At 49.9% G+C, this 13,752-nt stretch carries 8 protein-coding genes; 7 read left to right on the top strand and 1 reads right to left on the bottom strand.

Features of this window, described 5'->3' with window-relative positions; genetic code table 11:
* Positions 1-80: 80 nt before the first annotated feature.
* Positions 81-1,277: an ATP-binding protein gene (locus tag ACFQRK_RS09245; RefSeq protein ID WP_379005833.1), complete on the top strand. Its 1,197-nt coding sequence runs from the start codon at positions 81-83 to the stop codon at positions 1,275-1,277.
* Positions 1,278-1,480: 203 nt separating this feature from the next.
* On the opposite strand, the gene ACFQRK_RS09240 is transcribed toward ACFQRK_RS09245, so the two are convergent.
* Positions 1,481-2,278 (bottom strand): helix-turn-helix domain-containing protein, encoded by a 798-nt coding sequence (locus ACFQRK_RS09240; protein ID WP_379005832.1) that lies wholly within the window; start codon positions 2,276-2,278, stop codon positions 1,481-1,483.
* A 106-nt stretch (positions 2,279-2,384) separates the two neighbouring features.
* On the opposite strand from ACFQRK_RS09240, the gene estT reads away from it, so the two are divergent.
* The 6 genes from estT to ACFQRK_RS09210 all read left to right on the top strand — a co-directional run bounded on the left by estT (position 2,385) and on the right by ACFQRK_RS09210 (position 13,739).
* Positions 2,385-3,296 carry a macrolide hydrolase EstT gene (estT, locus tag ACFQRK_RS09235; protein ID WP_379005830.1) on the top strand — a complete coding sequence of 304 codons (912 nt, stop codon included), beginning with the start codon at positions 2,385-2,387 and terminating at the stop codon, positions 3,294-3,296.
* A 377-nt stretch (positions 3,297-3,673) separates the two neighbouring features.
* Positions 3,674-4,258, top strand: a complete 585-nt coding sequence (locus ACFQRK_RS09230) for an RNA polymerase sigma factor (RefSeq protein WP_379005828.1) — start codon at positions 3,674-3,676, stop codon at positions 4,256-4,258.
* Positions 4,259-4,358: 100 nt separating this feature from the next.
* Positions 4,359-5,480 carry a FecR family protein gene (locus tag ACFQRK_RS09225; protein WP_379005827.1) on the top strand — a complete coding sequence of 374 codons (1,122 nt, stop codon included), beginning with the start codon at positions 4,359-4,361 and terminating at the stop codon, positions 5,478-5,480.
* A 171-nt stretch (positions 5,481-5,651) separates the two neighbouring features.
* Positions 5,652-9,110, top strand: coding sequence for a TonB-dependent receptor (locus ACFQRK_RS09220; protein ID WP_379005825.1), 3,459 nt, complete (start codon positions 5,652-5,654; stop codon positions 9,108-9,110).
* A gap of 46 nt (positions 9,111-9,156) precedes the next feature.
* Entirely contained in the window at positions 9,157-10,905 is a 1,749-nt protein-coding gene (locus ACFQRK_RS09215) for a RagB/SusD family nutrient uptake outer membrane protein (RefSeq protein ID WP_379005823.1), read from the top strand.
* Between the two features lie 47 nt (positions 10,906-10,952).
* Positions 10,953-13,739, top strand: coding sequence for a SusC/RagA family TonB-linked outer membrane protein (locus tag ACFQRK_RS09210; protein ID WP_379005821.1), 2,787 nt, complete (start codon positions 10,953-10,955; stop codon positions 13,737-13,739).
* Positions 13,740-13,752 lie beyond the last annotated feature (13 nt).

Below are 13,752 nucleotides of genomic sequence, written 5' to 3'. Positions count from 1 at the left end.
TCTTACATGATACGATTTGATATTGTTTTTGTATCGCAGGTGATACGTTTATGTCTTGTTTTCGTATCTTTGAAGGTGCAATGGAATCACTAATCAATAAATATCGGTCATTACTGAACCAGATAGAAAGTAAGTTTGTTCGTAAATTGGCAAACGAAATCAACTGGGAGGCGCGCGCAGTATGCATTGAAGGCGCGCGCGGCACAGGCAAGTCGACCTTAATGCTCCAACATATTAAGGAGAATCTTCCCTTAGACGAAACCCTTTACCTTTCGGCAGACGACCTGTATTTCAAACAGCATACACTGACGGAAGTTGCTGAGCGCTTTTACCAGCAGGGCGGGAGATACCTCTTTTTGGATGAAGTGCACAAATACACCGACTGGCAACGGGAGGTGAAGAACCTTTATGATTTTTATCCGAAGTTGCGGCTGGCGGTGTCGGGATCGTCCATCATTGCGTTACAACGGTCAGAGGCCGATCTGAGCCGAAGGTTACTTCGGTACCACCTGCCGGAACTTTCCCTTCGTGAATTCGTCTCGCTTAAAGACGTTGTGGAACTGCCTGTTTTTACACTTGTTGATCTGTTCGAAAACCATTCACAATTGGTGGATGAGCTGAAAGGCAAATTGCAATCACCGCTGAAATCGTTTCAGGAATATATAACATACGGAGCCTACCCATTTTTCTTGGAGGGACAAGCGGACTACCTGATGCGGCTCAACCAGCTGATTAATGTCATTATTGATTACGATTTGCCGGAAGCCAAGTCAATCGAGCCGGGTACGCAGGCCAAATTGAAGAAACTGCTTTATATCCTCTCCACCGCTGTGCCATTTACACCCAATATCACCCGGCTTGCCGAGCAGGTGGGCACGTCGAGAAGCAGGTTGCTGGAAATGCTCGACTTATTGGAGAAGGCGCAGCTGATATTCAATTTGAGGAGTGCCTCATTTGGCATAAGCCTGATGAACAAGCCAGAGAAGGTTTTCCTACACAACACCAGCCTTATTATGGCATTGGCTAATGGACAGCCCAACAAAGGGAATCTAAGGGAAACCTTCTTTTATACGCAGCTAGTGGGTGCTGGCCATCGAATTAGCTATCCCAAAACAGGCGATTTTCTTATTGATAATCGATATACGGTCGAAGTGGGGGGCAAAAGCAAAGGGACCAAACAAATCGCTGCAAGCGACGATAGCTACCTTGCTATAGATGATATCGAATACGGGACAGCACGGAGAATTCCATTATGGTTATTCGGATTCTTGTATTGATTTTCGGGCATGAAGGCCGGATAACACGTAATAAAAGATATTGCTTCTATTTGCCCATTAACTAGCTGTTATTTATCTTGCATCGTAAAATTAATCAAGTTCCTTCGCATGGCCGATAAAGACGCAGTGAAAACGAAGGTGGGGCGTCTGAAGGGGAAGCTTCGGATGAGCGATGATTTTGACGAGCCGTCCTAAAGGAGCCTTCATTCAAAGAACGACGAATGGTTTTCCGTTAAGTAACTCCGGGGATGGGTGCCCGAAAACTCCTTGAAGTCCCGGATCATATGCGACTGATCGTAGTAGCCCGAATCCAACGAAAGCTGGACTAGTGATTGGCTGCTGGCTACGGCGTTAGCCAAACACGCTTCAAAGCGGACAATCCGCGTAAATAGTTTGGCGGGGAATCCGACCCACGATTTGAACTTGCGCTCGAATTGCCGTTGCGATAAGAAGTTCCGGTTTACGAGCTCGTTGATATCCACCTTGCCACTGTGGGCCGTTATATAATTGACTGTAGCAATCATATCTTTCGGCGAATTCGGCCCCTTGCTGAGCTTGTTCGTTAAGAACGATGTCATCGTGGCCACCCGTTCGGCCGTATCGCGGCAGGTCATCATTCGCTCCGCCAGCTCCACACCTTCGGTACTCAATACGTCTGATATTTCGATATTGTAATTCGTTAATGCTTGCGCGGGGATGCCAAATAAGAGTGGGATGGCGTAGGGGTAGAAATACGTGCCGAATATGCCGACCGGTTGGGTGGCCGAAATGGTGAGGTGAGCGCTGGTTTGGCACTGGAACCCGCTTTGGAATACGGGAGATGCATCATTATCGTGCTGGATGTGCATCAGCCCGTTGTACTGGAAGGCCAGCTTCGGATTGACAGACGCCGTAAGCCCATGCGCGTAAGGCTCCGATTCAGTGAAGCCTCCCTCAAACTCCCAGAAGAAGCAGACAATGTGCTTGATAACATCAGCGGGATAAATCTTTTTATACTGCATGGTAGCTAACCAACCTGGTCGGAACGACGAAAGTACCGATTGTTAACCGCAATTGAAAGTCGATTTTATCCAATTTTGGGTGGGATGGTGGCGTTAATTTTGCGGCATGAATAACTTAATCAGCGCGATGATGACGATTATTACACCGATGGATGATGCTTCGGCGAATGGTAAAGAAAAAATGATTGAAAACAACGGGGTCGAAATTTGCACCGAAAGTTTCGGGAATCCCAAAGATCCCGCGGTTTTGTTGCTGGCGGGGGCAACGGTATCCATGTTGTACTGGGATGAGGAATTCTGCAGCGAACTGGCAGCTCGCGGATGCTACGTGATCCGCTATGATAACCGGGATGTGGGTAGGTCTACCCACTACGAGCCGGGATCGGCCAACTACGACATCCTTGACCTGGAAGCCGATGCGATCGCCATTCTGGATGGTTATCAGCTGGCCGAGGCGCACTTCGTAGGCATGTCATTGGGCGGACTAATCGCTCAGATCGCGGCGATACGGCATCCGGAGTGGGTCAGCTCACTCACCCTGATGGCCACGGGCCCGTGGGCCGAAGCGGACACCACCATCCCGGAAATGGATAAGCGTATTTTGGACTTTCACGGTAAAGCGGCAGCGGTAAATTGGACTAGCGAGGAAGAGGTGGTGAGCTATATGCTCGAAGGGGCGCAGCTGATGAGCGGGAGAAAGCCTTTCGACAAAACGAGGGGTGAAAAGCTGGTGCGCTCGGAATTCGCCCGGGCGAACAACTACATCAGCATGTTTAACCATGCTACCTTAGGGGGCGGCATGGAGTTCTACAACCGATTGGAGGAAATATACCAGCCTACGCTCGTGATCCATGGTACCGATGATCTAATCTGGCACGTTGAAAACTCCCGGCTCTTATTGGAGAAAATAGCAGGTTCCAAACGGATGTTGCTGGACGGCACCGGGCATGAATTGCATCGAGCCGATTGGGCAATGATCATTGAAGGAATCGTGAAGCATATCAACGGGCTCCGCTAGCGCACCGTCCCGTACGCTTTGAAGACGCTAGGTGCGCCATTGCCACGCACGTCACGCGCTCGCGATCGAAATGCGACATCTTTCCAGAGGTTGGTAGCTCTCCGGGGTGGCAGGACCTTGGTTGCCACGGTCGTTTGGTTGCGCACGTTGCTTTTCCGATGGTTGAACGCGTTTTTTTTTATTAAGTTTGCCAAGAGCTATGCAGACCTGGGGTTAGTCCTATCTGGATCGGCTTGGAGCCAATTTGAACAATTACTTAATAGTACGATAATCGTAAATTCGTAAGGGTTCGATACTTTTGAAACCGTTAGGGTACTAACGGTAGCAAACTAAGGGTAGCAATTAGTATACCATCTCAGAATGACGGAAATGCGAGCATGAAATCAACGGATTCATATCAGTTGTATACAGATGAAGAATTAGTCGACTTGATGGCGGGAGATGACTATCCGGCTTTTACCGAAATCTATAACCGGTATGCGGGTGTGCTCTTTCTCCATGCTCAAAAAAGACTGCAAGACCGGGAAGCCGCTAAAGATCTGATACAGGATATCTTTGAGTCGCTCTGGAGCAAGCGGATGGTAATGACGATCGAATCCCAATTGGCGAATTATTTGTATACGGTAGTTCGATATAAAATCATCAATCTCGAGGTACGGGAGAAGCGCCTGTCCGTATTGGAGGCAACTTGGAAAGAGTTGATGGTGGAAGAACAGCCGCTACCCGATTGTTTGGTGCGTGAGAAGGAGCTCAAACAATTGATTGAGGCCGAAGCGAGCCGACTGCCAAAGAAAATGCGGGATATATTCTATATGAGCAGGGAATTGCACCTGACCCACAGCGAAATTGCCGAACAACTTAATCTTTCTCCAGCTACCGTGAAGAAGCAGGTCAACAATGCCCTCAAGGTGTTGCGGGTCAAATTCCAAACCCTGGTAATTTTGCTCTTATTGCTCGTATAGACCCAAAACAGGCTTTCCTAATTTTTTTTCTTTTTTTCTACGCCCTGGCACCCTGCCAATTGACTTTACTAGTGAATGAGGGGTAAGAAGTTTGACATTCATGGATAAACAAACATTGCATAACTTGTTGGATCGCTACGCCAAAAACGCCTGTACGGAAGAGGAACGGGCTTTGGTGGAGACCTGGTACAACAAGACGACGTCACAATCACAGTCTTCGCTGGCTCAGGAAGATATGGAAGCTGATCTACAGGAGATCCGCCAACGGCTGTCGAAAGGACCGGTCCGGCGTCCGGTATCGTGGGTGCGCTATGCGGCGGCTGTTGCCATCCTGCTGATTAGCGGAGGGATGTATTGGTTTGTAATCCGCCCGATGCAGGATGACGCCACCCGGCAACCGTATATCGCTGCTACAACAGCAGATGATATCCTTCCTGGCGGTAATAAGGCATTGCTGACCCTCGCCAACGGGCAGACCATCGAATTGAGCAGCGACAAAAACGGAGTGGTCATCGGCGATGATGAGATTGCATATGCCGATGGAAGCCTGATTTTGGATTCAAATTCGGGCGATCAACTGTTGTCATTAACCACGCCGAAGGGAGGCGAATATCAGATCATATTGCCGGACGGCACGAAAGTATGGATGAACGCGGCGTCTTCGTTGCGGTATCCTGCGCGATTTGATGATGACATGCGGTTGGTCGAACTGACGGGAGAGGCCTATTTTGAAGTGACAAAAGATCAGCGGCGGCCATTCAAAGTCGTCTCGAGGAATCAGACCATAGAAGTACTCGGTACGCATTTCAACATCAACAGCTATGCCGACGAACCAACGATCAAGACCACGCTGTTGGAAGGGGCGGTCCGGGTCATCGAACAAGGGTCCCAGATGGAGGTGGTGTTGGCACCGGGGCAACAAGCATCGTTGGATCGGACGAATCACCTACGGGTTTCAACGGTGGATGTGACGAATGCGATCGCGTGGAAAAACGGCTTGTTCCGGTTTGATAATACCGATATTGAGACGATCATGCGCCAGCTATCGAGATGGTACGGCGTGGAAGTGCTTTTTGAAGGAAATAAACCGGATCTGAAATTGTGGGGCAATGTGTACCGCAACTTAAACGCATCGCAGGTATTGGAGATACTCACTTATTTCAAGCTGAAATATCGGATCGAGACCGAAAGCGGCGTGAAGCGGATTGTTATTTACACCTAAGAATTCATCATTATACAATCCCTAAAACATGATTATATGAAAAAGAAATAGACCAAACTTCGAGTACAGGGCAAAAAAAGACGCCTTCTGACTGCCATCAGAAGACGTAGCATTTGAGCTTGCCCTAAGTGGAATTAGTACATTTTTGTTAACTCAAACATTACAAAGATAGTGAAAATCAATGTGTATGCAATGGCCGGCCGTGCGAATTGGTCGATATGGCGATTATTGCGGCTCTTCGAAAAGAATAACACCAGTGTTCTCTTAACAAATAAGCAGTTTTTTATGCGGCTCAATCTGATCATCGGCTTATTGGTAATAGCACTTGTGCAGGTAAGCGCAGAAGCTACCGCCCAAAAAGTGACCATACAGGCTCAAGACGTCGCAATGGAATCCATTTTCCAGTCGATAATAAGGCAAACCGGGTACGTGTTCGTGTACGATAGCCAATCGCTCAAAGACGTGAAAGTCAGCTTGTCTATCAAGGAGCTCTCGTTGGAAGAGGCCCTTACGGCCTGCTTGGCGAATCTGCCGTTTTCATTTAAGATTGTCGAAAAGAACATCCTGATACGGAGTGAAAAGCAAACTGAAACATCGGGCACCACCCCCGGTTTGCAGCAACGGGAGATCACCGGGACTGTTACCGGTGAAAATGGGGAACCGCTGGAGGGTGTAACCGTTACCCTGAAAGGGACGACTACGCAGGCTTTTTCGAACAAAGCGGGTAATTACCGGATATCCGTGCCACAGGGCGGAGCATCGCTCGTATTTACGATCGTGGGCTATGAAGCCAAAGAAATATCCATCGGAGCAGCAAATTGGATGAATGTAGCATTGAAGGTGCTCATCAGCGATCTGGATGAAATCGTCGTGGTCGGTTTCGGCCAGCAAAAGAAAGCCACCATCACCGGGGCGCTATCCACGCTGGGTACCAAGGAACTGCTGCAATCACCGCAAGCCAACATCAGCAACATGCTGGTAGGGCGCTTGCCGGGGCTTTTGGCCGTGCAACGGAGCGGCTTGCCGGGCGAAGACCAGTCGACGTTGCGCATCCGGGGGGTGGGTACATTCAGTGGATCGCAAGCGCCACTCATCATGGTAGATGGTATAGAAGGGGTTAACTTCAATAACATCGATCCGAATGAGATTGAGTCTGTATCGATATTGAAGGATGCGTCTGCAACTGCTGTGTACGGGGTTAGGGGCGCAAATGGGGTTATTCTGATAACGACTAAGCGCGGGGTACTTGGCCGCCCGAAGATCAGCTTTACAACCAATTTCGCGACCACTTCGTTTACCGACATGCGGGAAAGTGCGCGGGCTTATCCGTATGTAAAGGGGTTTAATGAAGCGCTGAAGTATGACTCCTACATCAGTGGCGGGTACACGCCTAAATTCTCGGCGGAGGACATCGAAAAATTCAGAACGGGGGAAGATCCGCTATTTTACCCGGATGTCGATTGGTTCAATACCATGTATAGAGAGCGATCTGGCCAAATGCAGCACAACCTCAGCATTAACGGCGGTACCGAACGCGTAAAATATTTTGTTTCTGCAGGGTACTTCAACCAGGAAGGCCTGTTTAACGAAAACATCACTAAGTTTACCGAAGCCTATCATGCACAACCCACGTTCTCGCGGTACAACTTCCGGTCCAATTTGGATTTTGAGATCCTGAAGGGATTATCGGCCACGTTGAATATTTCGTATCAATTTGAGGAACAGCAGGGCGCATTCCACGATTTGAACGCACGGCTGGAGGTGATTACCCGTTCTAATCCGATCAACTCGCCGGGTATCGTTGATGGAAAACCCATTACTCTCGGGGTAGCAGGCCCTGCGGGTGGAGTACTCGGATCGTTGTTCTCGTCGGGATATCAGCGGCGCCACCGCAATTACCTGAATGGTTTTGCGCGGCTCAACTATGACCTGGCTTTCATCACGGAGGGACTCTCCACCCATGGTACGGTCTCCTACGTGAATTATAATACACAAGACGGCGGCTTCTACAAGCCGGTGGTGATGTACCTTCCGGTGCGTAACCCAGACCATTCGATCGTGTATGTGCCGCAACGCGAAGAGGGGGTTACCACGTACAGCGAATCGATCGATAAAAACCGGCGCGAATACGTGGAGTTTGGCATGACCTATTCCCGGAGGTTCGGCGCGCACAACGTGGGGGGCTTACTGCTGTATAATCAAAACAAATACCATAGCCCGGCGTTGGCTTTCCTGATCCCCCGTGGGCATCAGGGGCTTGTGGGGCGGGCTACCTATGACTACCTGGGGCGCTACATGGCAGAAGTGAATGTGGGTTACAACGGAACGGAGAACTTTGCCGAAGGAAAGCGATTTGGCTTTTTTCCTGCGTACTCACTCGGCTGGACCGTCTCTGAAGAGCCGTTCTTTCCGACAAATACCATCGTGCCTTTCCTCAAAGTAAGGGGTTCAATGGGCGAAGTGGGGAATGACCAGATCGGAGGTGATCGGTTCCTCTACCTGCCATCTTCGTACAACTTTGTAAATAACTATTATTCGTTTGGTGAAATAGGGAGCTCTTACCAGCAATACAGGGCGTCTACAGAAGGTAAAATCGGTAACCCCGACTTAACTTGGGAACGTGCCAGAAAAACGAATATTGGCATCGAAGGGCGGTTTTTTAACAATGCGATACAGGTAACGGCTGACTGGTTTGAAGAAAAGCGCGACAATATCTTAGCGAATCTCGGAACCGTTCCGTTCGTGGTGGGCGCTAATTTGCCCGCATCGAATTTTGGCAGGATGCGCAACAGCGGCTTCGACGGCGATATTTCCTTCCAGCATCAGGTGCAAGATTTCAATTATTGGGTGAAGGCTAATTTTACCTATGCCCGGAATGTGATCGAGTTTCAGGATGAGGTAACACGGCCATACGATTACCAATACCGGACGGGCCAGCGGCATGGGCAGAATTTCGGCCTGCTATTCGACGGCTTTTACAATACCTGGGAGGAAGTCAATGATCCGGTAAGGCCCCGCTACGGATGGAGTAACGACCGCATCCAGCCCGGTGATGCCCGGTACAAGGATGTGAATGGGGATGGGAATGTCGATGTGGACGATATGGTGCCCATCGGGTATTCTAATTTCCCGGATAAAATCGGCGGGCTTTCTTTCGGCGGTGATTTCAAAGGTTTCGATTTTTCCATATTGTTCCAATGGGCGGGCAATGTTTCGGTGTCGTATTCCCGGAATTTCCGGTATGGCTATCGGGAAGAGGCCGGCATAACCAGCTTTATACTTGACCAAAGCTGGACGCACGAACGCTATATTAATGGCGAGGAAATCAATTTTCCGCGTCTTTCTGAAGGGGATGTGAATAACAAGCATAACTACCAGCCTTCGTCATTGTGGGTGAGAGACGCCAGCTATGTACGGTTGAAAAATGCAGAGATCGGATACACGTCTCAAGCAAGGATGCTCGCCCGGATCGGCATCAGTTCAATGAGATTGTATGTCAATGGCAACAATCTTTTGACATGGAGCAGCATGTTTAAAGGCGTCGATCCGGAGAGCCATATCGCGAGTACCAACAACGAACCTTATCCGTTGATACGAACGATCAATTTTGGCTTAAACGTGAACCTCTGAAGTGCTGCCTGCAGTTCCTATCAAGTCATATAAAATAGACAGTCTAATGAAATATTTAGTTAATATAACGAGCTTGTGCCTGTTTTTTGGCATTGTTTTGCTATCGTGCGAGAATAATCTAGATGATTTTTTGGATAAGCCGCCGGGTGTGGATGTCAACGAGGATACCATTTTTTCATCGCGCACACAGGTGGAAACGTTTATTGCGGGGTTATACCGGGAGGGTATACATTCCATGCTGGCGATACATGATCAGTCTGGTGGCCCAAATGCCATCACCGGGCACTCGGGTAGTGATCGGTTTGCCTTTGTCGGTGTCACGGATGAGGGCGAAGTGGCGGTGAGCTGGGGCGAACCGCATAACTGGAATAGAGGCGGTGTCAATACCACCAACATCCACTATTCGGATTTGAGGCACTACCTGCGGTGGGCCGTTATTCGGCGGGCCAATATACTACTTGAGCGAATCGCTGATGTGCCGGGTGTGGATCAGGCGTATATCGATCAGGTGAGGGGGGAGGCACTTGCCATTCGGGCAATGAATTATTACGAGATGCTGAAAAGGTACGGCGGTGTCCCGATCGTGGATAGGCGCCTCACCACACAGGATGTGATGGAAAATCCCCTGGTGCGTAATACTGTGGAAGAGGTTGTGAACTTTATTGTAAGCGACTGCGAACAGGCTGTGCAGCTGCTTCCCAATTCGTTCCCTTCAGACATGAAGGGGCGGGTGACAAAGGGCGTTGCGTTGATGGTGAAGGCAAAAACCTTGCTGCTGGCGGCTAGTCCGCTTTTCAACCGGGCCACACCTTACCTAAGCTTAGGAAATAACAATAATCTGATATGCTACGGCAATGAAGATCCAAACCGGTGGCAAATGGCGGCGGATGCAGCCAAGGCCGTAATCGATTGGGCTCCTTCGGCCGGCGTGCGGCTGATAACGGAATATGGGCCGGATAAGAACTACAAATACATGTGGGAAACGCATGATAATCCGGAGATCATATTGGCCAATAAATTCAAAGGCAGCACCTCCAGAACGCAATATCCCTTTATCGGCATATTGCCTGCAAGGCCGTTCAGTGGCTATGGGATGACCATCTCGTTCAATTTTGTCCGGAAATATGAAAAGAAAGATGGTACACCGCAGACCTGGGATATGGCCGGTGGCGACGATATTACCCAGAAGTACGCTGAGCTCGACCCAAGGTTCGCGCAAACGATCGGCTATAATGGGGCCTATTGGAATGAAGAACTTCCCGTATTGCACCTCTATCAGGGACACGACCACGCGCTGGATTGCCGTGGGGGCCACTGGCAGCGCAAGTTCATTCCGGATGCATTACGGCTGTCTGCTCCCGCTATACCGCATAATTACCTCTATCGCTTAGCGGATGCCTATTTGATGTATGCCGAGGCATTAAATGAAGCCCAGGGCCCTGTGGCGGAGGCCTATGAAGCGATCAATACGATCAGAAGCCGGTCTGGCATGCCCGGTTTGCCGGAAAACCTGACTTCCGCGGAATTCAGGGAGCGGGTCAGAAACGAGCGTGCTATCGAGCTGGCGTTTGAAGATAATCGTTTATGGGATATCATGCGCTGGATGATTGCGGAAGAAGACGGGGTGATGCAGGGCCAGATGTGGGGCTTGCAGATCGAACAAACTGCACCGGGAGCGTTTAGCTACCAGCCCGTGGTGTTTGAAGAGCGTACGTTTAATCGTAGCATGTACTTGCATTGCTTCCACCAGAATGAGGTGAATAAGGGGTACCTGGTCCAGAACCCTGGTTGGTAGTTGAACTGAATATTTCATTTTTTTTGCTCATTTTTTCTAGCGAACTCATGTTGTCAAATTTTCACATATCCAAAATCTTGGCCCTTTTTTGCTGCTCGGTTACCGTGCTATGCGCCTGGGCGCAAGAAGACGCGCCCCACGAATCAATCGTCGATTCGACCCGCCAAATGCCGGTGGCATTTGGCTTCCAACCCGACTGGATGATTTCCAGCGCGCAATCGTCCGTCACCGGGTCCGATCTGACGAAGTCGTTTACCAGCAATGTGGCTACCGGTCTTTACGGCCGGCTGGGCGGATTAACCGTACTGCAGCAGGGCGCCGAACCGGGCTTGGAGACACCTCGGCTGCTGGGCCGGGGTGTGGGAACGTTTGGACCGGGAAATGACGTGCTTATTATGGTAGACGGGTTTGAAGGCGCTTTCGAGCAGCTAAGCCCCTACGAAATCGAATCCATCACGTTATTGAAAGATGCTTCGGCTACGGCAGTTTATGGAAGCCGAGGTGCAAATGGTGTGTTGCTGGTCACCACGAAACGAGGCTTGGAAGGACCCTTGGAGATTTCCTTTTCGGCCCAAACCGGCATTCGGAGTGCCTTGCGACTACCTGATTTTTTGGGGTCTTATGACTATGCTACGCTTCACAATGAAGCGCGTGTGAACGATGGGCTGCCGCCGTTGTATGGGGAAACCAGCCTGGAAGCGTACCGATCGGGAAACGATCCGTACTTCCACCCAGACGTTAATTGGTATGAAGAAGTGCTCCGTAGCCATGCGCCGGCATCGAGTTATAACCTGAGTCTGCGCGGCGGCAATTCAACGGTAAGGTATTTCGGCTTGGTGAATGTGCTTAGTGAGCAGGGGCTCTTCATCCGCTCGGGAAATCAGTCCGAAAACAGCAAAAATAGCCAGTACAATCGCTATAACTTTCGGACCAACATAGACATCAGGCTGAATCGGAACCTCGCTGCTAGCCTTACCTTATCCGGCACGGTGGAAGATAAAGCGAATCCGGTGGCGAATGACGCATCCGATATCTTTGCAACAATGGCTGTCATTCCGCCCAATGCGTTCCCGGTGTATAATCCAAATCATACCTACGGTGGAAATGCGCTTTTCTCGAATCCGCTCGGCGATGTGTTGGAGAAGGGACATTTTACGTCCAATGGCCGGACATTGCAGTCGGCATTCAGACTGGAGCACCAGCTTGGTATGGTCACCGATGGCCTAAAGGTTTCCGCAACCATCGCCTTTAACAATTTCTTCCGTAACTATTCCAATAAGCTGCGGAATTACGAGCGCTACCTGATGGAGCGCAACAATAGTGAATCGGTATACCAACGCTACGGCGAACGTTCATCGTTGGTCGGCGACGAGGGAGGATCTGAACAGTGGCGAAATGTGGTCTTTCAGACGCAGCTCAACTACGACCGCACGATTGGCAACCACGCGCTGATGGGAATGCTGCTTTATAATGTAGATAGCTACTCCCGGCTCGGCGAGTTGTATCCATTCAAGCACCTGGGAGTGAGTGGTAGGTTTACCTACGCCAACCAGCAAAAATACATCGGTGAATTTTCATTCGGCTATATGGGGTCAGAACGGTTTGCTCCGGGCAAGCGCTTCGGTTTCTTCCCGGCGGTATCGCTGGGCTGGGTGGCTTCGGAAGAGGAATTCTTGAAAGACCATTCCGTGATAAACCACCTCAAGGTACGCACATCGTTTGGGTTGACCGGGAATGACCGGATAGCCGACGAGCGGTTTTTATTCGAACAGTTTTACCGTAATCCGGGGTCGTATTTTTTCGGTACGGACAACGGCTCGTCGAGCTCGCTGCAAGAGGGCCGAGCCGCAAATCCCGATGTGACATGGGAGAAGGATCGGAAGTTTAACGTGGGGGTTGAAGCCGAACTCTTCGGTAGGCTACAGCTTACAGCAGATGTTTTCAGAAACCATCGTTACGACATTCTCACCACCGCCAATCGTACCTTGCCGGACATCTATGGCATCGAGTCGCCCTTGCTAAGCGAGGGAAAAGTTGATAACAAGGGATTCGAGCTATTGGCTCGATACACCAGCAATCGTGCAAAAAATGTGACGTTTTTCGTGAACGCGAACCTATGGTACGCGAGAAATCAGATTGCTGAGATGTCTGAAGAATTCAGAAGACACGATTACCTTCAGCGTACGGGCCACCGCGTGGGGCAACCGTTTATCTTGGAAGCGATGGGCTTTTTCGGCAATGAGGCTGAAATTGCCGAAGCCGCCGAGCAACGGTTTGCTGCCATACGCTCGGGCGATATCCGATATAAAGACCAAAACGGCGATAACGTCATCAACGCGGAGGATTATGTGTCACAAGGTTACACGCCGGTTCCCGAAATAACACTCGGACTTAATCCCGGCTTTTCATGGAATGCATTTGACCTGGAATTTTTCGTCCAAGCGGTAACCAACCGAAGCGTATACTTGTCGGGCCATTACTTTCATGCGTTTCAAAACAATGGCAAAGTGTCGGCAATAGCGCTCGACCGCTGGACACCGGCAACCGCTGAGACGGCTACTTATCCTCGGTTATCATCCGTAAACAACCTCAACAATTTCCAGCCGTCGTCTTTTTGGCAGGTGGATGGGAGTTTCATCAAACTGCGGAGTGTAGAATTGGGGTATACCATCCGAAAAGACGTATTGCAACGGTGGTCTATGGAAAACCTTCGTGTTTTCGCAAATGGAACGAACTTGTTTTCGGTGGATAGGGTCAAGCATACTGATCCGGAGACCTTGACGGGGTATCCGGCAATGCGCACGTTAAGTCTTGGATTGAAGGTTCAGTTTTAATACCAATACCAGT

It is taken from the genome of Parapedobacter sp. GCM10030251, from assembly GCF_042666505.1.
Lineage (GTDB): Bacteria > Bacteroidota > Bacteroidia > Sphingobacteriales > Sphingobacteriaceae > Parapedobacter.
Note: the sequence above shows the minus strand (reverse complement) of the source record. Positions and strands in the feature narration are given on the sequence as shown.